Here is a 22,940-nt window from a genome sequence, read left to right as displayed (position 1 = left end):
CGTTACCCTCCTAAAATAATTGCAAGCCTCCATCCGCAGAAATTGTTTGTCCGCTAATGTAGCTCGCATATTCCGATGCGAAAAACAATACTGGATATGCAATATCCTCTGCTTTACCTAATCTTTTTAATGAAATTTTTTGTATTAATGCATTCTGTTCTACCTCACTCATGGCATCCCATTGCTTTTGTGTTGATGGATTAGATAAGACAAAACCAGGTGCAACATTATTAACAGTAATTCCATATTGCCCAAGCTCTTGTGCCATTTGTCGAGTAAATCCAATTTGCGCTGCTTTTGCACTTGCATAGGCTTGTATGCCAGTTAAACTAGTACTCCTTCCAGCCCCGCTTGAAATATTGATAATTCGTCCACTCTTATTATTTTTCATATTGGACGCAACTGCTTTCGTCATTAAAAATGTAGAGGTTAAATTTATATCAATGACTTTTTCCCACTCATCTTTATGAATTTCTTCGATTGGTTTGTGTATCTGTCCAGCAACGCCACCAGCAGTGTTTACTAGAATATTTATATTTTCATATTCTTTAACTACTTTCAACACTGCATTATTTACTGCATCTTCATCAGTTAAATCCGCCGATATGATGGTGAATTTATTTTTCAAATTATTATCTGCAATAAATGTATCTATGTTTCTTTTGTTTTCCATTAATTTATCCTCTAAAAGATCTAACGCTACTACATTGCAGCCGTGCTTGATAAAGGCTTCACAAATCGCATATCCGATACCATTTGCTGCACCTGTCACAATCGCCAATTTTTCCTCAAATAGTGTCGACTGTAAACTGTTAACACTTTTAAACAAAATACTTCACCACCTATTTTATAATTAAATACATTATATGCTTTGCTACAGGGTAAATGTCAAATGAATATTCAAAAAATTCAATTTTTATTTATTTTATGGGTAAATATTTAGAAAATCGTATGTTCATATAGGTAAAATTCTAAATTACTTACCCCTTTTCCTTTATTTAAGTAGCCCCATAGTATAATTTCTTTGCACAAAATAAGGCCACTAAGAAAAACGCAAGCTCCTATGTTAGTGGAATACAGTCTAAGTTCGCTATATCGTGTAGGAATGAATGTATGACCTGCTTCGTGCATGCCTCAGACAAGCAAGTATGGAAAGTGTAGGTCTTTCCCGTTGTTACGGGTGCCTGGCACCCGTAACAACAATGTAACATTTCTTTCTCGAGAAAAAGTGAAATATTAACAAACAGAGAAGGGAACGTACATTCATAATTTCGGAAATTCAGAAACAAAGAGCAACAACATGTATTAACACAAATACTTATAAACATGGTTAGTGCATTATAAATAAAACACTTCGACTCCTGTCTCTCCCCCTAGGTGACAAATGTTTATGGAAATTTTTTCTGTACAAAATAGAACCGCTCCTTTGTGTGAAAGGAGCGGTTCTATTTTGAATAGTTATTTTCCTATAAGATTCTTTTCTACACTATCAATCGCATATTTAACGCTACCAAATGTATGAAATGAAGTAAAATCTATACCCGCCCGAACAATGACCGTTGAAAGATTTGGACGAATGCCAGTAAACATCACATGAATTCCAAGCAATTCAAGTACATTATGAATAGTAAAAATATGCTGTGCTATTTCCGTATCAATCATAAGTATTCCAGAAAAGTCTATTATTAAATGATCAATTTTCATATCTGGTATTGTAGGGATGATATAATCCAATAAATGCTGTACACGTTCATAATTTATATCCCCAACTAATGGTAGTATTGCAATTCCCTTTTGTATGGGAACAATAGGCGCGGATAATTTGTTAATCTCTCTCTGCCGTTCAAACATTAATTCATCTCTATAAGTCTCGTAAGCAATCATCGTTTCCGTCATACTTATATCCATTAAGTAACAAATTCGATTATTTATTTTTACTACCTCTTCGGTCGAGATCCCAAGTTCTATCGATATTTTGGTTATATATTCCAAATACATCAAGCGATTCTTTGCATAAGGTTTTATTATTTTAGAAAACTGTGTAAAAATAGCTGCTTGCTGTTCCCCATTTTTTTTACTCCATTTAATTAATTCATCAGCTGCTGTATCATTTGTTTCATTGAAAGATTTTGCAAGAAGCTCCAAAAATTCTACATTATATTTCAAGGATTGCTCAAGCATTTTATCCGTGACTTGATAATTTACATGAACAAGTGCCAAATCCATCATTTCCTGGACAATCTTCTCTGCATGTTCAACTAAATAGTGCCCCACTTTAAGTATTCCATCCATTTTTCTACACTTTTCCTTAGATTGATTCCACTGCTTTCGCTAATTCTTTCTTAGTAATTTTCCAATGAGAGGTATTCCAAACGGATTCCCCTTTCGCTATCAAAAATACTTGAGGTGATTCATGTTTTATAGCCAAATCATTTCCAATTTCATTAGACACAGCCCGGCTTTCAATAACTTTCACTAAATAAGTTTTAATAGTCGAATCAAAAGAAGTGAACTCTCCGAATGCATGCGCACTCACTGGGCAAGTGGTACTATGCTTCAACAACAAAACAGGTTGTTTCTTCGACTCCTCTAAAATATCCTTCCATTGATTAACAGATGTAATTTCTTCATACGCCGTCATCGCAAACACCCCTTATAAGTTTTTATCTTAAATCTATATTCCCCATTATACCGCATTTATATCACTCCATTGAATATTACAACTATATTACGGGTGCCTGGCACCCGTAATATAGTTGTAATAAAAAACCTCACAAGCCATGTGACTTATTAGGGATAATTTTTTTTTCTTTTCTTTCGTCATTTTCTATTTTAGCGGAGACTAACCCAATTGCTATCCCTAAAAGTGCTCCTGCACCAACTTCGACCGGTTGATGGCCAAGTAGTTCATCCAATTCCTCTTCACTCTTAACATATTCAAAGCTTGGAAATTCACCAGACAATTTAGTTATTTTGTCTTCTAAGTCATTCACAAGATGAGCAATTTCACCCGTATGCCTTCTAATCCCTTGCGCATCATACATCACGATTGCACCGAATACAACCGCAAGTGCCGTTTCTGTGTGGCCAGCTCCTTTATTTGCAGCTACATAGGAGGCAAGTGCCGCAACTCCTGCTGAATGCGAACTGGGCATCCCACCTGTTGAGAGCGCTTGTTTTACATCCCATTTTCCGGTTAACTTTTTATGCGTTAGTATTTTTAAGCCTTGAGCGATCCCGATTGCAGATAATGCGGTTACGATTCCTCTGTTCATCCTCTTCATTTGCCAACCTCCAGTACATAAAAAATTATGTATTTTCTCCTATACGATGCCCTTTTGGATGAAGATTTAATCGAAAAAGTCGGAAAGAATTTAATTACTTTCGTCCAATAAAACCGGAGCGAAGATATAATCACCTCTTATAAATGGCTTTCCAATTTCAACTGGAATTCTCTCTGTAAAAATAGGACCATCCACAACGACTGTATGAAACTCTCCACTTTCCCCGCACGAATCAATACCTGCCGCTTCGAGCTCCTCAACCAACTCTCTTGTAAAACGTGCACCCACATACTTTGCAGGCATCATCTTCGTATTCACGACAACTATCCAAGCCTCAAACCCAGCATCCAATAACTCTCCTACAATTGCACGGCGAGGCTTCTCCCACAGAGGATGAACGGAGACAATATCCGATTTTTCACAAGTAGTCTTGACCCATTCCAAATGATCCTCTATATCAATATCCCCAAATATCCCATGCGAAATTCCTTCTGCCCGACACTCGTTCATCGCTTCTATAAATCGACCCTCATATGTATTCCAACTTGCCTCTTTTATTAATAATGGCACCCCAAGACGCTTCGCTTGTGCTTCTACAACATTTAAAGGAAGAGCATGCGATTTGGAAACCTCTCCATCTTCTTCAAACATCGTCAACAACTTTTTCGGAACCATCCCCAATTTCAATGCACGATAATAAGCCATCGCAGAATCCTTCCCACCGCTCCAGGAAGAAACGAAAGAACTATTACTCTCCAACATGGCTCCACTCCTTTTATCTTTTGGCTGTATTTGAGTGTCCTTGAATAAAACCCTCAGCGACAACGTATAATTTATTACTTATTTCAACATAATAACACAGTTGAAATATCTTCTGACCATGGAAAGAGGCACAAATCTATGTATACTAAACATGTTTTTAATACTAATAAAACACTATAAAAAGCAGCTACCATTCTACTAGTATTAGCCATATTCGACAGCTTCTTCACCTATTTTGGCATTCGAAACGACCACATTACAGAAGCAAACCCACTCATGCATTTCGTATACGAAACAAACATCCCTGGTTTTTACTTACTAAAAATCTGTCTACCCTTACTCTTAATATATCTCTTGACGAAACTGCAACCAAACAGGCACATACAAATATTACTTTCTATCGCCATTATTCTATATACTTTCGTCTTCCTCCAACATCTCTTTTGGATCTCACTACTAACCTAAATATGACAAAATTATTACGGGTGCCTGGCACCCGTAATAATTTTGTCTTAAATAAGCGATGGATGTTTTTTTACGATTTTCGTTCTTCTTGCTCCCATCGTTTCAATGATGGAAAAGGATCGTAAGCCCATTCGATTCGACCATTAAATTTGTACATACCGTAGTGTAAGTGCGGAGGAAATTTTCCAGCAGTACCTTTTTTTCCATATCCCGAACTACCAACATATCCAATAATAGCTCCCGGCTCCAAAATATCACCTTCTTTTATACCTTTTTGATAACTAGATAAATGGGCGAAATAATGATAGGTATTATGAATATCACGTATTCCAATTCTCCAACCACCATAGTCGTTCCAACCCATCGTTTCAATAATCCCATAAGAGGTTGACTTCACTGGAACACCATAAGATGCAAACAAATCTGTCCCTTCGTGTATCCTTCGCCCTCCCCACCCTCGACTATCGCCCCATGTGCTTCGATAGCTAAACTCATGATGAATATCTAATGGAAAGGCGTGCTTATCTAAATTTGTTGTTTCAAATTTTTTATAGATTTTAGCAATTACGAGAATCTGGTCAACTGCTTGATCGCGCTGGTAGTACTCCTTTAATGTCCTTTTAAAATCTTTTTCAGAAGTGCCGAATTCACTTAAATACGAAGACATCGTAAACATGACGTCATCATCATTTTGGCGATCAGCGATTCCATCTTTATTTCCATCTGCTCCATTTCCTTCAAAAAAATTGACGGAAAATAAATTAGTGTCATCCTTGTTGGGATTCAGCAAGCCCGTCCAATAATCATCCGAAAATTGGATGGCAACCACACCTTCCCTCGTTGGAATGTCCTTTCGAACTTGTTGAATATTACGTTCGTATTGATCAACTGCAGCCAAGTAATACCATGGCAACGAAATACTTGAGTATTTTATATAGTAATCCATTCTATTTTCTAAAACCTGTTCTCTCGAAGGTTCCTCAGCGGCGGAAGCATCGAAGCAAACAAGTAAGAAAAATGCATTTATGGAGCAGATGACTGAAATCAAACGCCGCATTCAAATTGCCTCCTTTTTCATACTTAAAGTAGCTTTCCCATTTAAATTTGTTTCATGAATTAAAAAATTTATTCAATTTTTAACAAAAAATGAATGTTCGAGACCAATTCCAACCCAAGACTAATCTGATCTAACTCAAGACCATTTCTACCATTAGCGAGACCAATTATTTATAAAACGAGACTAAATAAAAAAACGACTGCCACTAAACAGTCGTTTTTACTGAAAAACACTAAATTTTAATTATTTTGAGCAAGCATCTATAAATGCCTTGAAAATAGCAGAGGATACCGAATCATTTTTTAATACTAAATATTCCGGATGCCATTGCAGCCCCAAAACAAATTGATGATTCCTACTCTCAATTGCCTCCACTATTCCATCACTGGATACAGCACTTATTACAAAGCCAGTCGGTACTCTTCTATTCGCCTGATGATGATAACTATTTACTTTGAACCGTTCCGTTCGCGCAATTCCATGTAAAAGAGAGCCCTGCATTACTTGCACAAAATGAGATCCATGCCAACGTGGAGCTTGTTGGTTATGCTGCAACAGTTTTTGCTCGATTTGCGAATAAATATCTTGATACATATCCCCGCCAACCGCAGTATTCAGAATTTGAGCTCCCCGACATAATCCTAAAATCGGTTTATTCATCTCCAACATCTTTTGAATCATAGCAATTTCAAACGCATCTCGTTCAGGAGTGATATCCCCAAGACCTTGCAACGGCTCTTCTCCAAATAAAGTAGGATCAATATCCCCGCCACCAGTTAATAGCAATCCATCCATCATCTCAGCAATTGCATCAATCCCAGCATACACCATATTAGGAAGCACAAGCGGAACTCCACCAAACTTCACGATTGCATGCATATTCTCCGTTGGAACCGTCAGAACATCCTCTTTCAAACTGGAAGAAACACCAATAATCGGTCGCAAACAAATCCCCCTATCCCATCTCAAATATTACATTCATATTACAAGTATATTACAGGTGCCAGGCACCTGTAACATTTAGACATTTCGTTTTTTCCATAATTCCATTGGGTTTTGCATATCTTCTTCAATCTCCATGTGGCACATGTCAAACTTGCGCGCGTCGGCTGGTTTCTGCAATTCTTCGTAAATCAACGCAGACTTTCCTAGACCCACAGCTTTAGCATCATCTAGTGTGGCGCAATAATAAGCTTTTTCGATTCCAGCAAACATCATTGCACTGTAACACATTGCGCAAGGTGCACCGCTCGCATACATCGTAAATCCAGATAAATCATTCGTTTGAAATTGTTCCTGTGCTCGACGTATCGCAAGTAACTCGGCGTGTCCGCTTATATCATGATTCATATGTAGCTCGTTGAAGCCTTCCGAAACCACTTCGTTGTCCTTTACAAGTACTGCTCCAAATGGCTGTCCTCCATTTTGAACATTTTTAACTGCCAATTCAACCGCTCGCTTCATAAACTTATCCATTATCTTCCTCCTCATCTTTGAAAATATTTTACCATATTCGGGTAAATGATTGTTATCTAATAAAACAAGTAGGAACATATTCAAAATATGGACCTCCGAGAGCAATTAGAACGCAACAAACTAAACCCTCCACTTCCAATCAAACAAAAAATTGGTCATTATACTTGTCTTAGTGCAAATTTTTTATCCATAATATAGCAGTTCGAGACCGATTCAGAAAAATCCGCAACCAATTTCCTAGAACCCGAGACCAAATTACAAAGACCCGCAACCTATTTTAATAAACCCGAGACCAAATGCCAAAAAACATTCTCGTACTAAATAAAAATAGCCAAGAACCACCTGGATTCCTTCAAATCCAATTGGTTCTTGGCCATAATTCTTACTTATTCTGCATTACGCATTTCATCTAACACGCGGTTTACACGTTTTTCTAACATTTTCATGCCGCTTCCGCCAGCTTGAAAATGACGAAGTTGACCGTCTTTGTCGAAAACGTAATAAGCTGGGACGTATTGATTTTCGAATACATCTGTTAGCTTCAATTCGCTATCAACAAAGATTGGTTGTGTAATATCGTGTTCTGCCGCTACCTTTTTAATTTCCTCAAGATCTACGTCTTTTTCGGAACGTGGCATATGCACCGCGACAACATTTAATTCGTCTTTATATTGATCACGGAAATCATTCACATTAGGCATCGCTTCTTTACAAAGTCCACAACTGATCGACCAAAAGTGAATCAGCGTTGGCTTTTCACCGACAAGCTCACTAGTTGTAACTTCACCATTCAACCATGCAGTAGAACCAGTCAATTCTGGCATTGGTGTACGTAATTTCATTTGAAATTCCTCCTTTTCCATATGTAAAAAATTCCCCATGAACTTGAAAATCCATGGAGAACTATTTTAAATTCACTTTGATGCTCTGTTAAGTAAACTTAAAGAGTTTTTTGACCTGGACGCCAGTTTGCTGGGCACAGTCCGCCTGTTTGAAGTGCTTGAAGTACGCGAAGAGTTTCATCTACATCACGACCGATGTTATTGTGGAATACTGTTTGGTATTGCATTTCACCTTCAGGATTGATGATGAATAGACCGCGAAGTGCAATTCCTTCTTCTTCGATTAACACACCATATTCACGTGCAACTGCGTGATTTGTGTCAGCAGCTAATGGATATTTTAATTCGCCTAAACCATTGTCTTGACGAGCAGTGTTAATCCAAGCTAAATGCGTATGAATCGTATCCGTAGATACACCAATAACTTCCGCATCTAAATCTTCAAATTCATCATAACGATCAGACATCGCTGTGATTTCAGTTGGACAAACAAAAGTAAAATCCATTGGATAAAAGAATAATACAGTCCATTTATCTTCATTCATAATTGCTTCTAAATTTACTTTACCAAAAGACTTGTCCGCTAAAACTGCATCCATCGTAAATCGTGGTGCTTGTTTTCCTACCATACGTTCTGCCATGTAAAAACCCTCCAAAATGATAATTAATATTATTTACTTACAATTTAAAGGATAGCAAAATCTCCCTTACAAATCAATTTATCCTACTCGAATCTTGTCGGATAAAGAGATTATTTGTCAGTATGTTGACTTGCTAAGCAGTAGAAAAACATAACATTATATGCATATACGTATGTAAAAGAAAATGCTTCTATCGCAAAATCTAATTTGCTCCAGTTTCCAATAAAATCTTTTCTATCTCCTTAAAACCTCTTTTCCTTGCATGTTGTAAAGGAGTGACCTTATCGTGATCAGGAAGATTTACATCTGCTCCGTTGTTTATTAACAACTTTACAATTTGTTGTTGCTTTTCGTTCCCATCATTCAAGATAATTGCTTCCAATAAAGCAGTCCATCCTAGATTGTTCACATGATTTACATTAATTGTAGTATTTGTAAGGAGTTCATTAACGACCTCAACATAACCATGTTCCGAAGCCGGAATCAACGCAACTCCTCCGTATCGATTCGTAATTGTTGGATCTGCTCCTGCTGCAATTGTTAGTTGTAAAATCTCCAAGTAACCTTCCGCGCCTGCATATAGAAACGGACTATTTTTCATTTGATCTCTAATATTCACATCCGCACCAGCGTCAATTAGTACCTTTGCAATTTCAACATCGTTCGCATAAGTAGCGATCATCAATGCAGTTCTACCTTGTGTATCCTGCCCATTGATTGAAACCCCTTCCTTAATTAACTGCCGTACAATATGTATATCCCCTTGTTGCACCCCTATTAATAATTGCTCTTTCATCAGCTCATCATCCTTTCTATTAGTAATAAGTCCTATTTTCTCATCTCCCTCACATCCTTGAAGAAAGCGAAACACCCGATTACTATCCATATTTTTTTAAACATTAATAAAAAACACCCTTTTAAGAAATGCTAATTTCATTAAAAATATCATATCTCCCTTTATTTATAGAAACAACTGAAGAGCTTTTTGAGAATAAAAGAAGACATACTCCTTCAACAGAAATTAGCTGCTGAAGGTACAATTTCAGCAGCATATCCTTCTATATCGAATAATACCTCCTATAAATTCATACAATAGAAAATCGCCTTTATATAGGAGGAATACAAATGGGATACTACGTAAAAGTAGAAAAAGGTGTGAATATTTATGTCGAGGATATTAACCCAACTTCCACTAAAACGATTTTATTCATACACGGTTGGCCGGCGAACCATCAGATGTTCGAGTACCAGTTCGACCATCTCCCTGCAATGGGCTATCGCTGTATTGGGATTGATATTCGAGGTTTTGGGAAATCGAATCGACCTTGGGATGGATATTCATATGACCGGTTAGCAGATGATATACGCGTCATTATTGATACATTAGGATTGGAGAATATTACGCTTGCAGGACATTCCATGGGTGGAGCCATCTCCATCCGATACATGGCCCGTCACGGGGGACGCCAAGTGGCAAAACTTGCGCTAATCGGGGCAGCAGCTCCTGTTTTCACACAACGACCAGATTTCCCATATGGAATAACAATCGAAGAGGTCAACAAATTAATAGAAGCAACCTACACAGATCGCCCTAAAATGATAAGCGACTTTGGAGATATCTTTTTCGCGCGTTACTTATCAAAAAGTTTTATCGACTGGTTCCAAGGACTAGGTTTAGTAGCGTCGGGTAACGCCACTGCGAAGTGTTTAGTTTCCCTTCGTGACGAGGATCTCCGTAATGATTTACATCATATTCATGTTCCGACAGCAATAATGCATGGAAAACAAGATAAAGTATGTCCATTCATTTTAGGTGAACTAATGCATCAAAGTATACAAAACTCCATATTGATTCCCTTTGAATATAGCGGCCATGGATTATTCTATTGCGAACAAGACAAGCTCAACCAAGAACTTGCGAGTTTTATTGGATGAATAGTATTACAAATTTGTTACGGGTGCCTGGCACCTGTAACAAATTTGTAACATAATAATAGCCGCCCATCATACATCGCTAGGGCGACTATTTTTTATACTACGTATCAGCTTAATTTATTTGAATCTTCTTTAAAGCATCTTCAATTAAAACAGACAGATATTCATTCAAATCCCTAAACTCATAACCTAAACTTATTGCCTGTTCATTACTAATCAGCCAAGTCTGGACAATATTATATGGAGAAACATTGTTTTCACTCGGTGTAGTGGAGATGATTGCAGTAGCTTTCGTTTTGTCTTCAATGATGCTGATTAACTCACATAATTTCAGCTTGCCTTCAGAAGTAGCATTAATTGGTCCAGTAAAATCTGAAAGACCAATCCAAGCGAGAAACTGCCCTGCTTCTTCCTCCGAAATGAAATCCATACAAGCATCTGGGTTTATGAGATGTATCTCCTCTTGATTTGCTATTTTCTCAATATGGAAATTAAGTCGCTCTGTGTAATCATTCAAACCTATAACGATCGGGAATCTTACAGCCACAACCGGAAATGGAGCTTTCTGAAAAAATACCGCTTCCGCTTGCCGTTTTCCTTCCATATACGAAAATTCCTCTTTTGGTCCTTCAATAATTGTATAGTCGGTTGGAATAAAGTCATCTTCCACATATCCTACTTCTCCATTTCCTTCGTCGTATACAGACTTGGAAGTAGTAAAAACATATTTCATCGTCTTATCCTTGAACACTTCAATTGCATCTATTGCTTCCTTAGAAGAATAACAGATTTGGTCAAAAATAATATCCCATTTTTCATTTTTAAAACATTCCTTACTTTCCACTAAATTCAATCGATCGCATACGATTCTATTCACTCTAGTTGAAAAAGGATCCACCGTTTTCCCTCTTGTGGCAATCGTTACATCAAATCCTTTATCCAATAATGCTTCTACTAAATGCACACCAAAAAAATCTTGTTCCCCCTAAAACTAAAACTTTTCTCATTTCTTCATCTCCTTTTAATAATCATAAAAGATAAAGCAGTAATACACTATTTTTTCCCAATGTTATTGGTTTAGAACATAATTTTTAGTTCAATAAAAAAGGAACCGCCTACTTAAGACAGCCCCCAACTCCATTAACTTAATAACAAACTCAATCGTTAATTTCTTCTTCAATACCCTTCAATCTGATCTCCTGAATTTATTTTCAATGTTAATCCATATTCATTCGTAACCCCTTCAACTGATTCAATACTCAATGTTCCAGAGAGCTTTCCATCTTTGCCTTTATTAAGCATCATTCCTGCATTTTTGTTCGCATTGATTGAACCAAACCTAATTGTAAAACCGTTTTTCACTGTAGTAAAATAAGTATCATTTTGATTGTTTATGAATTTCACTTTTGTTCCATCGAAATCTTTTAACACAATAGAAGCTTGCTTAGAAATTATTGCTTGATCTTGCGTCAAAATCGCACCATTTTTATATTTTAATGGGGCAATTGTAAATGTAATTTCTTCATTTGATAAATTCTCATCTTTACTCGTTCCGTCACTAATCCAAGCCAGTTCAAATGGTCCTTCAACTACCCTTAGTGTTGTAGCATTGCCATCATTATAAGGGGGCATAGATATACCCGCGATTTGTTGAACGATCGAATAGTCTGTCAATGTATTTGCATCTACGTTTGTCGTAAATGTCCATGTTCCATTCGTATTCACTTTTGTTTTTCCTAGTGAAACTCCTGCATTTTTGAAGAAGAATAGTTCGTAATTTGGTTGCCCTGTTCCGAACAACTCGATTTTACTGCCATTCATTCGATACCCCATAGTTCCCTGTTTATAAGTAAACTTAGAATCCAGGTTAATAGGCGATATATTCTTATTATAGAAGATATTAAAGGAAGAAGTAGAGGTAGGATGGTATGTTCCATTGATGATGCTTCCTGTATTTAGCATATTTTTAAATGAATCATAGGAAATGAGAGTTCCATCATTTCGGTAAACATCTCCGTAACCTTTCAATTTGTATTTCATTCCGTCGGTCGTTACGAAGTAGCCAAAATTTGGGTCTATAAAGCGCACATTTTTATTAGAAAATAAACCTGCATTTGCGGGTACATAGAAATTGAAAGAACTAGAAGTTTGGGTTTCTACTACTTTATTTTTCTCCATTTTGTTAAAGGAAATCAATTTATCAAGTGCAGAGCTATTTAGATCTTTCGCTGTGAATACAATTGTTACCATACCATTCTTGTCAGGTGTCACATTAACAGAGTTTGCTCCTGCTGTATTATTTGCCGCTCCATTCACCGAAACTAACTTTAATCCAGCTGGAATATCAACACGAACTGTAGCAGCAGATGGCTTGCCATTCGACTCATTAAATATAGCCACCAATGTAATTACTTCAGATGTTTCTCTATGTTGAACCGTCTTATCTCCAACATAAATTGGGATAACATTCCCTGGAATAGTAAAAGAGATGGTGCTTGTTTTATACTTCAATGTATAAGTTGTGCCAGGTATTTGAATAGAAGTCGTTAAAGTGATAGTTAATCCATCTTTACTTAACGAAGCATTCGTGACAGATAAACCATTATCAAATGAGAATTCGGAGGCTCGGATTGAAGAAACGGGTTTATTCAGTTTTATCGTCAGTGTCGTGTTATTAACTATAGAACTCGATACAATTTGAAAAGGTAAAGATATATTTACATTATCTATTCTAAATTGAAGTGCCTTCCCCCAAACTAATACATTTGACCGCAGAATCGCCTGTGCTTCGTATACTTTCTTTGCTGCTTCCGAATAATTTCCCCTTCTAACATCTGCCTCTGCATTTTTCGCTAACATATGAACCGTTACATCGTTTTTTAATTCATTTATTAACTTCTCAGCTGGCCCTTTTACAGCATTTCGAATTCTATCACGAGTGGATTGGCCGTACACTCTATCTAATAATATCGTTTGTTTACGAAACTCCGCAGTCATTTCGTGATAAGCCTTTTCCACTTGATCTATGTTATTTGAATAGACTGCCGCAGAAAGCGCATTTGTTTTTGCATGGATTTTTGAACTAGCGGTAATTGCATCCAGATACCCTTGAGCCCTTTGTATTTGAACTTTTGGATCAACTAGTCGTGCCTCGTACTTCAACTTATCTGAGAAATTCACTCCACTTAATGCCGCTTCGACTTTTGCAATTGCCATTTTTGCATCATTAAATTGCTCCCATGGCTGCGTCACCCCGTCCGCTGAACCCTCTACAGAAATTGCCCACTTTAATACGTTACTTGCATTTTGAGCATCGATCATTAATTGCTCCATATTTGCAGCAGCATCACCTTGTTTACTTGGTGAAACAGCTACAAATGCAGATGTCGCAATTATGGATGAAGCTGCTATTTTAATTATTTTAGTTTTAATAAAAATCGCTCCCTTCTTTAATTAGCACACCATTCTCAATATATGCGTATTTAACTCATTTATATGAGCAGTGTTGCCTATTAGTTGAAGCAGCCAAGGTAATTTGGTATTCGTTTTGGCTTAATTGTTTCAGCAGTGCTATCTTCCATAAAATTAAATTACTTCAATTAAGGTATGTTCTCATCCTAAAACGCTCTATTTTGAATATAGTTTCTACTTAGAAAAATTAGTTGTGAGTTCGATCGAATTGGTCCCAACTCCATATTATGTTGTTTCCATTCAATCCACTTCATCAACATCACGCTTCCATTTGTTACAAAAAATGCTCCTATGCATGATTGACATGTCTAGGAGCATTTTTTTGAGAGCTTTATTTTTTTTTGATCAGTACTACATTTGAATCTTGTACAATATATTGTTGATCACTAATTTGGTACATACCTGGAACATAGCGATACACTCTATATTGTTCACCTTTTTTCAAGACTCTTGGTAGTTTCGTTGTTTTATCAATTGATTTTCAAATAACCGTATCTTGTAGAATAGTCACTTTTCCAATTTGACCTGGATGTAACTCAAGACCTTTCCAAATTTGTTTTGGATGGATTTTCTCAGGCAATTGGTTTTTAGCAATCATTTCTTTCGACGGTGTTTCGTAAGAAATTGCTTTTGTTTGTTCCAGCCAGATGTCACCGCCAAGACCAAGCACCGGAGAAATTGATTGGTAAACAGGCGTACTTTGCCCTTTTAACATTTCACTTACTTTTTTCAAGCGATTATTTTCTAATACATATACAGGTGTTGTCTTATTCACTTGAAGACAATTTGTTTTAGCGCCTCATGAAGTTTTTGCAAAATACTTGGCTGCACCTTCCATGTACAGAATCGTAAAGGTCGAGAACTTATTTACCGTAAATTCTACACCTTTTATATTTTTGTCAAACGTTACTAATTTCCCTTGTACCACTTCTTTTGTTCCATCGCTGTGTTCAATGAAAATAACAAGGTTATTTAGAATTTCTTGAGATTGACTTCCTGTGATAGGCAGTGTTAGAGTCACTGGACTCTTTTGCATATTTGTTTCGATTTCCATCGGGCGACCTATTACACTTATTTTATTGTTCCCAACAATTTTTTGAACGATCGATTCTTTTTTAGCTCGTCCAACAATCTCATTTTTCTGTGTTTCCTTTTTAATAGGAACCACGTGGAAGAATAGATCATTTCCGAAATTTTGTATTGAAGTTTGTGGAATATAAATATCCGCATTTTCCGTAAAGATTTCTAGATTTATTTTTCCATTAGCTAATAATCCTACTGATTCTTTTGGAACAGTAACACTTACTTCATCTACTTTGTCTGCCTTATCAGGAATCACTATTCTTGCAGTATCTTGCTTTTGACCTTTTAACTTTTCTATAACTTCTTTTACTTTATCCGACGTAAAAATTACTAAATCTTTTACAATTCCATTTAGTTCTGTAATGCGCTTAATTGGAGTTTTTGTGACAGATTTACCACTTTCTATATCGATATTAATTTCTTCTTCTTTTGGTTTAGTTGAGTCATTACCTGGTTTCTCTGCACCTTTATCTTTCACCGTAACGTTCACAACAACTTCTTTTTGAGCAAAAGTAATCGTAATTTTAGTTGTTCCCTCTGCTTTTGCTTTAACTTCTCCATCTTTAACTGTGGCGATTTTTTCATTTTCTGATACATATACCGCTTTTTTTGTTACGTCTAATTCTGTTGGTTTCCCACTATTTAGAGCAGTTATTTGTTTAACTAGAAGTTGCACTTTATCAGTCTTTGTCATATTAAGTGACTTATAATTAACTTCTAAATTAATAACTGGTTCTCCATTGTCCATTCCTGGTGTTACTTTCAATTCATTCGTATCACGTACACGAATACGTGAACCGCCTGAAAATTCACCAGATAAGCCTACAGCTTCTAACGTGTCGCCAACTTTCAATTGTGGCACTGGAATTCCTTGATTCTCAATATATCCATCTGTAAAGACTAGTAGATTGCCTGAGCCATCGTTGATGAAATAAGAAGTGTCATCATATTTCGAAGTCACTTTTCCTGTAACTTTTACAAGCGAACCTTGATTCACTGTAGAAGTTGCTGTTCCTGTTGTTACAACTTTCGGTTCAACTTTAGGACCAGTACCCGTCTTAATAACATCAATATCAAATTTACTAAACTCAATTTCTTTGTTATTTTCAAATGTTTTAATATGTCCGTAAATACGAACTGTATCGCCTAATTTCAATGAGTCAGCTGGAACTTCATTGAAGGCCATGATACCACCAGTTGCATCTTGTACATAGAACGCATCGAAGAATACACCTGCTGCGGTTGTCACTGTTCCTTCAATAACAACTGGCGTCTCGTCTGCAAGTTTTCGAGCATCTTCAATTTTCGTAGTTTTCGTATCACGATGAGCTAACCAGTTCACTGAATTCAAGATAAACTGCGAATTTCCTTTTGGTTCAAACGATTCATCCATTTGCTTGTCATTGAACATATTCATACCGGAAACAATAATACGTCCTTTAGCACCAATTTCATCGGAAACGATTAATGGAATAGCTGAACCGCCATGATTGTCAGACACATCGTCATAAACATAACTACTATTTTTCAGATTCCCTTGATATGTTGTTTCATTTCCTCGTACAAGGAACTTCACTTTTCCATTTTCAGTCAGTGCACTATTTCCTACACCTTGCAAACTAGATCCACTGTAATAGTCAATAAACGGAACGCGATCCGTCACGTAGTTATCGACAAGTCCTGGGTAAGCACGAACTGCATAAGGACTTACAGTAGGGTCACTCCAAAAGTTCCCTTTTTTACTTAAGTCGAACACGCCGTCATGACTCATTCGAACTTGTGTACCAATTTCCGAAAGTGTTCCATTATGGAGCGTTGAGTCTGTTGATCCGTTGTTACTTTTTCCAGCAAATAAGACAGATCCACCAGCTTTCACAAAATCGCCAACTACTTTTTGCTCATCAGCTGTTAAAGTCGTTTTTGGTTGAGTGATGACAAGGATTGTTACGTCTGACAATACATCAGTTGTAATGACCGCTTTGTTTTGCTCGACTTTATATCCTTCTTTTTGAAGTAATAGTGTAAATGCTTTTAAATTATCTCCGTATGAGGAGGTATCGCCAGTTGAGTTTTCATTGCCATGCTTTGCATCAATCAACACTTTTAAGCCCAGTGGTTGTTTTACTTTTAATGGCAATACAAAGGATACATTTCCTAGATTTGCTCCATCTTTGGATGTAACGACAGCAATTAATTGATGATCCCCTGTTGTCGGCGTTGCCCAGTTCACTGTGGCTACACCCGTTCCTTTAGCGAGAATCGAATTGATAACCGTGGAACCTAGTTTATGTGCATCATCTTGTACATCAACATAAAGGTCGACATTCAAATTGTTCACCGTTTGTGTACCGAAGTTTCCAACTGTAACTTTTGCAGTTGCTGGGTTACCATCGATCACAACATCGCCAACAATATCAATGCTATTCACTTTTACATCGACTGATTCTTCTTTAGACCAAATTGGTGCGGAATAAATGCGTTCGCCATCAGCTTGTGTAACACGTACAACAAACCATTGCTGACCGCTTGCAACTGTGTAAGACGGAGTCCAAGTAAAGTCTTTCGTATTTGGTGCATACGAATCTACCACTTTTCCGCCATTTGAAATGAGCTCCACTTTTGTTACACGATCATCCGATTTGTAAGTGTTGGATAAATAATCATAACCATTTGTTTTAGATTCTGCTACATCGTCAGAACCTTTTATGTTGAAGTTCAATGTTTTACTATCCACAGTAGAACCCATGTAGAAGCCATTTGCTAATACATCTAATTGGAAGTTCGGATCTTCTGACATGTACACACGCATATTCGCCATAGAATGTAATAACGACTCTTGCGTTAAATCATCCGCAACAATGACTGTACGTGCATTCGTTTTACCCCATGTACCATCATGATTATCTTCTCCGTATGTTGGAGATACATGCCAACCTAAATCAAGTGCAGAGAATAATTTTCCTTCTGCATTTGCATAGCCGTAACTACCAGATCCATTTCCTACTTCAAGCATTGTAAATAACTTATCGATGGTTTTATCGTATGGCTTAAAGTTATTGAATGCATCTTTTGACATATCCGGATGGTTAAACTGCGCCACGATATCGTCATATGTCAATACCCATGCGTAATACTTGCTTAAATCTTGGTATTGCTTACCGTTAATATTACGATCGATGAAATTATCTGTTCCAAATACATTTGAGTGACCCCATGTAGTAGATGTCATTTCAAACGCTGGGAATACAACATATTCACCGTCTTTTGTATATTGTTTCGCTAAATCCTTCGTTAACTTCCAATCGTCCCCACCTGTGCGCTCTGGTTGTCCTTTATGATCAACCGTATCTTGACCTAATAATGCAGGGTCAATGTCATGAGAGTGATCAGAGAATGCGAAGTAATCATAGCCGTATTTCTTACCAGCTTTTAATGCATCTTCTGGATTACCTTTAGCATCATGTGAAATGACAGTGTGGTTATGCGTTGTACCACGGTAGTGATGACCACCTGTGAAACGAGGTACGACTTCAAAAGTCCACTGTGTTGAATTACCGTTGCCTTTCGTATCCTCAGCATACACAATCACTGTATGCTCACCTAAGCCCAAGTCGGCAGATGGCACGTATTTCACTTGTGTACTAGAAATATTGGCATTTTTCGTAACATTAATGCCATCTACTGAAATTGTAACAGTTTTAGCATCTACACCACTTGGGTCTTCCATCACAACAGAAATTTCAGGACGTGGACTTTCTACTTTTGCTGTATCTGCAGGTATTTCTGCAGCGAATGTAGGTCCTTCTTTATCGTCTACAAGCGAAACAACGTATGGTGCTGTACTTGAACCTGCATACATCTTGTTTTCCCCTGCTTTTGCTTCGATGTAATATTCGAAATCCGTCGTAGTGAAAATATTAGCATCGATTGCTGCTGTATATCTTCCTTGACCGTCACCAGTCATTAACAATTCAGTATACGTTGCGTCTCCTACATTTCGATAATAAAGCGTAACAGACTCAGCTCCGTCTGCTATTGCTTCAAACGAAATCAACGTTCCTTTATATGCTTCTTTCATTGGAGTGTGTGTTATTCCAAGAATTGACGCAATATCCTTTACATCACGAATGTTTATTTGATAGCCATTTTTTGGATTGACATTTGTTGAATATTGACCAACAATGCCCGCGAAAGCATAGCTTTTATTCACGACAATGTCTTTTTCCATGTCAATCTTCGTCGTGGTCATAACACGTAATAATGTTGTTTTTGCATTTTCATCGGCAACCGTGACATTGTAGCCAGCTGCAGATAAAGATGAGCTCGTCACTTTCCCACTTACAGTAACTAAGCTACCTTCCAAAGGCTCGATTGTTGCGAAATCATTCATCTCTGCAACCGTAATATTTTTCGGTGTAGGAAGTGTTTCGCCTTCTGATAGTTTTTCAACATTAGTCGGTTCAAACTCCGTTAAGCCATTGTACTCAAGGACTCTTCCAGAAACGCGTAACTTATCTCCACGTTTAATGTTTAATTTGTGGTCAAAATTCCCAAAAATATTAATTCCTGCTGTTGCATCTTGAATATTATAGTTATTCTTTTGCGTTCCAAGAATTCCATTTTCAATCGTCACAATACCATCTATCGTAAAATATTTGTTCAGATTGACAGGATGACCATTTGAATCGGATTGACGAACCGTGCTTATATCTGTGATTATATCTGTTGAAGGTTTCGTAACCGAAACCGCCATGCTCTCTAGCATAATTCCTTTTGCCGTATAATTTTGTTGCGTTACGTAAACTGTGTCCGGAGCATTTTTGAAAGTAACCGTAAAGCTCCCATTTGCATCCGCAAATACCGGCTGTCCATCACTTGGTGTTAAACGGTTTCCTAAACTTGCATCGTTACTTGAATAGGCGAAAATACGTGCTTTTGCAAGCGCGGCTTTCGTTCCAATTAACGTCCCAACACCCTTGCCGTCAATATTGTAGCTTAAGCTAGCTTGTGTAGGCTCTGCAGTTGCTTTTGCTACATCAACTGCTGATGCCGCACTTTCTGGCTTACCAGCTTCTGTTGCTCTTATATATAAAGTAGCAAATGATGCTCCTGCATCAAATGTAGCTACAAACGAGCCATCAGCATTTGCTGCAACTGTACTTAATGCAGCTACTCCTGTTGTTGACGTTCCATAAAATGTGACAACTGCATTGTTCGGAACTGTTCCTTCAGTAGCCGTCACTGTAACGCTGGTTCCTGTCTGCTGATAGAAAACTCGATCTACAATCGGTTGTACACTTTCAACCATCTCGAACTTTTCAGTAGGACTTGCTGAGTTGCGTGGATTTGGAGCTGCATTTACAAAATCCTTACTATTATCATCAGAATCCCAACCATTTCCTTTTCCAGGTGTAGGTACCATACCTGCATATGGACGACGTTGCGCACTTAGTATTGTACTAAGATCAGCGCCTGTTGAACCTGTTCCTTCGAATGCATTAGCTGCCTTTCCATATCCAACAAAATCTACAACGTTTGTCGGTTTGCTTCCACTAATTGCACTAGTTGTGTTTACTAATGCTACTTTTCCGGCTGCTGCAGCCATAGCTATACCACCAATGGCGTCACCATCTGGTATAGCCTTGCCATTTGCTCCACCTGCTTCATGAATTAAATAATAACCATGTGCCTTAATCGTTCCAGATAATTCTGTAATAAACGTGCCGAAAGATCCTGTTGAACTCGCATACTGAACAGACCAGTTATCTAAAGAGACATCCACATCTGTCGGGTTGTATAATTCAATAAAATCGTTATTGAATATTGCTCCACTATTTCCTCCAGCACCATACACTTGACTAATTACAACATGTCCAGCAATTTGTGCTTCTGCCTTTTGTATCAAACTAGAAGGTAAAATCGTACTTAAAAGTAGTACGATTATTAATATTATGCTTGTAGAACGTTTTTTCCCCTTCATCCTGGTGAACATAAATCTCCTCTTTTCGATTGAATTATTTGCTTGTAATTCTTCAAGCATTTGCAATATTACTATCCTTTTTGCACTTTGAGAAGTGACTATTGTCGGAAGTCTGATTTTTAATAATCTTTACATAAAGTTAATATTTCAATGGATTTTCACATGATAAAAGACCTGTTAGGATGAAAAAACTTACTTAATTTTTGAATAGCACAAGGAGGAATTATTTTAATAATAAAAGCCTGTATTAGCAGTCGTAAAAAGCTAACATACATACTAAAAAGTATCGTTTGTAAAGGACATTTTAAAAAAGCTCTCGGCAACTTGAACAAGATGATATGTGTATTGTGCAGGCTTCATCTTTTTTAAATTCCATTGACCACGATAATGATTATAATAGGTCATATTACTCTTTATTTCTCGTACTAGATTTTCTATTGTTTCGCATGATTTTATATTCGTTTCATCTTTAAAGTGCCAAAAGAACGATTCTTGCGGGGCGTTATCCCTACAGTTTCCCGTACGTGACATTGACTGACCTATTCCTATTTTCTTTATACGCTTTTGGAATTGAGGATTTGTATAGTGAAAGCTTTTACCTGAGTGGTTGTTTGCACCTTCAACTAGTTTTATTCCATTCTTCTTTAATTTCTATAATGTATTTAGGGCGATATCTAGCGTTATGTTGTCAGATACGTCATGTGCTAAAATTTCATTGGTTTTCGCATCTTTTATCATAGATAAATAGGCACGTGTTCCTTTTCCGTAAACCAAATATGTAATGTCTGTAAATAACATTTTTCCAGTGATTCCTTGTTTAAATTGGCGGTTTAAAAGGTTCGGTAATGTCCGATGTTCCTTTATCGATTTTGCCATTCTTCAATATGGTTTGGCTTTTCGAATTGGACAAACGATTTGAAACTCCTTCATAATGCGACGAATTCGTTTTAAGTTATAGGTAATTTAATATTGATTTTCTAACGTCATATTAATTTGCCAAGAACCTTTCTTTCGACGACGTAATTGATACGCTTTTAGAACATTTCTTTTACTTCTTCATCTGCCCATTCGCGTTCTACACGATTTTGTATCGCCTTTTCTGTGAAATAATTATAGTAGCCTAAGCGAGATACGCCAGTTAATTCACGCAGAAAATGAACCACTTCGCCTCAATTTATATTTTTTAATCGTGTCATGGATCAATTGAAATTTCTGTTACGCTACGAGTTTGATTTCTTCTTCATTAGCTGCCTTTCGAGTAGATCGAGCTTTATTAGTAATTCATTTTTAGCTTGTAATAAACGATTTTGCGCCTCTAATCGAGCATACTTTTCCTCTAAAGTCAGTTCACGTTCGAGTGGACTGACGGAATTGATTTTACGCGTATCTTCAAATCCCAATATACCCTTTTCACGATAAGCTACGCGCCACCGTTTGCCAGCAGAAGCAATCTGCTTTAAACCAATTAGGTCAACATCTAGACCGATTTCATCAAAATTTCATGCGGCGCTTTTCCTTTTTCATTTTCCGAAATAAAGAGAAGCTTTAACTCCTCTGAATAAGTACTAGCATTATCACCAACCGGCGATACATATGAATTACAGGTTAATTATTTTTGTTCTTCTTAGTTAATAATCTTCTTGTCATGATTATCCGTCCTACAATGTTTTTTTCATTATAAACAAAATTACCCTATAGAATAGACTTTTTTAAGTGTCTATTCTATAGGGTACATTTTAGTTGAATTAGTTAGCTTTAATATTAGCATAGAAGTTATTCAACTCGCGTTTGTATTGATTTGCTCGCCTGTATTATTTTATTTGCATAAGCAAAAAAAATCGTTAAAAATTATTCAATTGGCTTCTGCTCTTATTGTAGTAGCAGGTACATACTTCCTATCTACACAATTATTTTTCTAAGTAGTATTTTTTTTATAGAAAATCT

The 22,940-nt window shown here is 37.0% G+C and carries 16 protein-coding genes and 2 pseudogenes; 2 read left to right on the top strand and 16 right to left on the bottom strand.

What is annotated here, in order from left to right; translation table 11 throughout:
* Positions 1-10: 10 nt before the first annotated feature.
* The 5 genes from ACEPXD_RS04010 to ACEPXD_RS03990 form a co-directional block, all read right to left on the bottom strand.
* Complete coding sequence (locus ACEPXD_RS04010) at positions 11-829, bottom strand: SDR family NAD(P)-dependent oxidoreductase (RefSeq protein ID WP_391120165.1); 819 nt, start codon at positions 827-829, stop codon at positions 11-13.
* Between the two features lie 629 nt (positions 830-1,458).
* Positions 1,459-2,292 (bottom strand): STAS domain-containing protein, encoded by an 834-nt coding sequence (locus tag ACEPXD_RS04005; RefSeq protein WP_391120164.1) that lies wholly within the window; start codon positions 2,290-2,292, stop codon positions 1,459-1,461.
* Positions 2,293-2,308: 16 nt separating this feature from the next.
* A complete protein-coding gene (ytxJ, locus tag ACEPXD_RS04000) occupies positions 2,309-2,641 on the bottom strand; it encodes a bacillithiol system redox-active protein YtxJ (protein WP_391120163.1) in 333 nt (110 codons plus the stop codon).
* Between the two features lie 130 nt (positions 2,642-2,771).
* On the bottom strand, positions 2,772-3,284 hold the full coding sequence (locus tag ACEPXD_RS03995) for a divergent PAP2 family protein (protein ID WP_391120162.1): 513 nt from the start codon (positions 3,282-3,284) through the stop codon (positions 2,772-2,774).
* Positions 3,285-3,374: 90 nt separating this feature from the next.
* Positions 3,375-4,046 carry a diphthine--ammonia ligase gene (locus tag ACEPXD_RS03990; protein WP_391120160.1) on the bottom strand — a complete coding sequence of 224 codons (672 nt, stop codon included), beginning with the start codon at positions 4,044-4,046 and terminating at the stop codon, positions 3,375-3,377.
* Between the two features lie 192 nt (positions 4,047-4,238).
* On the opposite strand from ACEPXD_RS03990, the gene ACEPXD_RS03985 reads away from it, so the two are divergent.
* Positions 4,239-4,511, top strand: a complete 273-nt coding sequence (locus ACEPXD_RS03985; protein ID WP_391122985.1) for a DUF5658 family protein — start codon at positions 4,239-4,241, stop codon at positions 4,509-4,511.
* Positions 4,512-4,581: 70 nt separating this feature from the next.
* On the opposite strand, the gene ACEPXD_RS03980 is transcribed toward ACEPXD_RS03985, so the two are convergent.
* The 6 genes and pseudogenes from ACEPXD_RS03980 to ACEPXD_RS03955 form a co-directional block, all read right to left on the bottom strand.
* The gene (locus ACEPXD_RS03980; protein ID WP_391120158.1) at positions 4,582-5,568 is read right to left on the bottom strand and encodes a M23 family metallopeptidase; all 987 of its coding nucleotides are present in this window, start codon (positions 5,566-5,568) and stop codon (positions 4,582-4,584) included.
* A gap of 243 nt (positions 5,569-5,811) precedes the next feature.
* Entirely contained in the window at positions 5,812-6,513 is a 702-nt protein-coding gene (locus ACEPXD_RS03975; RefSeq protein WP_391120157.1) for a gamma-glutamyl-gamma-aminobutyrate hydrolase family protein, read from the bottom strand.
* Between the two features lie 75 nt (positions 6,514-6,588).
* Positions 6,589-7,044, bottom strand: coding sequence for a nucleoside deaminase (locus ACEPXD_RS03970; protein ID WP_391120155.1), 456 nt, complete (start codon positions 7,042-7,044; stop codon positions 6,589-6,591).
* A gap of 386 nt (positions 7,045-7,430) precedes the next feature.
* Entirely contained in the window at positions 7,431-7,886 is a 456-nt protein-coding gene (locus tag ACEPXD_RS03965; RefSeq protein WP_151699042.1) for a TlpA family protein disulfide reductase, read from the bottom strand.
* A gap of 98 nt (positions 7,887-7,984) precedes the next feature.
* Positions 7,985-8,527: a peroxiredoxin gene (locus ACEPXD_RS03960; RefSeq protein ID WP_391120153.1), complete on the bottom strand. Its 543-nt coding sequence runs from the start codon at positions 8,525-8,527 to the stop codon at positions 7,985-7,987.
* Between the two features lie 202 nt (positions 8,528-8,729).
* Positions 8,730-9,427, bottom strand: a pseudogene (locus tag ACEPXD_RS03955) (ankyrin repeat domain-containing protein).
* A 225-nt stretch (positions 9,428-9,652) separates the two neighbouring features.
* Between ACEPXD_RS03955 and ACEPXD_RS03950 the strand changes: the two are divergent.
* The gene (locus ACEPXD_RS03950; RefSeq protein WP_391120151.1) at positions 9,653-10,462 is read left to right on the top strand and encodes an alpha/beta fold hydrolase; all 810 of its coding nucleotides are present in this window, start codon (positions 9,653-9,655) and stop codon (positions 10,460-10,462) included.
* Between the two features lie 112 nt (positions 10,463-10,574).
* Here the strand turns inward: ACEPXD_RS03950 and ACEPXD_RS03945 are convergent, their stop codons facing one another.
* The 5 genes and pseudogenes from ACEPXD_RS03945 to ACEPXD_RS03925 form a co-directional block, all read right to left on the bottom strand.
* Complete coding sequence (locus ACEPXD_RS03945; protein ID WP_391120149.1) at positions 10,575-11,426, bottom strand: hypothetical protein; 852 nt, start codon at positions 11,424-11,426, stop codon at positions 10,575-10,577.
* A gap of 212 nt (positions 11,427-11,638) precedes the next feature.
* A complete protein-coding gene (locus tag ACEPXD_RS03940) occupies positions 11,639-13,795 on the bottom strand; it encodes a hypothetical protein (protein ID WP_391120147.1) in 2,157 nt (718 codons plus the stop codon).
* A 619-nt stretch (positions 13,796-14,414) separates the two neighbouring features.
* Complete coding sequence (locus ACEPXD_RS03935) at positions 14,415-14,708, bottom strand: hypothetical protein (protein WP_391120146.1); 294 nt, start codon at positions 14,706-14,708, stop codon at positions 14,415-14,417.
* A 24-nt stretch (positions 14,709-14,732) separates the two neighbouring features.
* The gene (locus tag ACEPXD_RS03930; RefSeq protein ID WP_391120144.1) at positions 14,733-21,056 is read right to left on the bottom strand and encodes a CehA/McbA family metallohydrolase; all 6,324 of its coding nucleotides are present in this window, start codon (positions 21,054-21,056) and stop codon (positions 14,733-14,735) included.
* 216 nt (positions 21,057-21,272) lie between these two features.
* Positions 21,273-22,643 (bottom strand): annotated as a pseudogene (locus ACEPXD_RS03925) (IS3 family transposase).
* Between the last annotated feature and the right edge of the window lie 297 nt (positions 22,644-22,940).

Origin of the sequence: Psychrobacillus sp. L3, assembly GCF_042945595.1 — a bacterium.
Lineage (GTDB): Bacteria > Bacillota > Bacilli > Bacillales_A > Planococcaceae > Psychrobacillus.
Note: the sequence above shows the minus strand (reverse complement) of the source record. Positions and strands in the feature narration are given on the sequence as shown.

What these genes read in the sequence shown, in the direction of transcription:
- ACEPXD_RS03990 (WP_391120160.1), bottom strand. Translation starts at nt 4,046, where the DNA reads ATGTTGGAGAGTAATAGTTCTTTCGTTTCTTCCTGGAGCGGTGGGAAG.
- ACEPXD_RS03995 (WP_391120162.1), bottom strand. Translation starts at nt 3,284, where the DNA reads ATGAAGAGGATGAACAGAGGAATCGTAACCGCATTATCTGCAATCGGG.
- ytxJ (WP_391120163.1), bottom strand. Translation starts at nt 2,641, where the DNA reads ATGACGGCGTATGAAGAAATTACATCTGTTAATCAATGGAAGGATATT.
- ACEPXD_RS03970 (WP_391120155.1), bottom strand. Translation starts at nt 7,044, where the DNA reads ATGGATAAGTTTATGAAGCGAGCGGTTGAATTGGCAGTTAAAAATGTT.
- ACEPXD_RS03940 (WP_391120147.1), bottom strand. Translation starts at nt 13,795, where the DNA reads ATGGAGCAATTAATGATCGATGCTCAAAATGCAAGTAACGTATTAAAG.
- ACEPXD_RS03965 (WP_151699042.1), bottom strand. Translation starts at nt 7,886, where the DNA reads ATGAAATTACGTACACCAATGCCAGAATTGACTGGTTCTACTGCATGG.
- ACEPXD_RS03950 (WP_391120151.1), top strand. Translation starts at nt 9,653, where the DNA reads ATGGGATACTACGTAAAAGTAGAAAAAGGTGTGAATATTTATGTCGAG.
- ACEPXD_RS03980 (WP_391120158.1), bottom strand. Translation starts at nt 5,568, where the DNA reads ATGCGGCGTTTGATTTCAGTCATCTGCTCCATAAATGCATTTTTCTTA.
- ACEPXD_RS03960 (WP_391120153.1), bottom strand. Translation starts at nt 8,527, where the DNA reads ATGGCAGAACGTATGGTAGGAAAACAAGCACCACGATTTACGATGGAT.
- ACEPXD_RS03930 (WP_391120144.1), bottom strand. Translation starts at nt 21,056, where the DNA reads ATGCTTGAAGAATTACAAGCAAATAATTCAATCGAAAAGAGGAGATTT.
- ACEPXD_RS04005 (WP_391120164.1), bottom strand. Translation starts at nt 2,292, where the DNA reads ATGGATGGAATACTTAAAGTGGGGCACTATTTAGTTGAACATGCAGAG.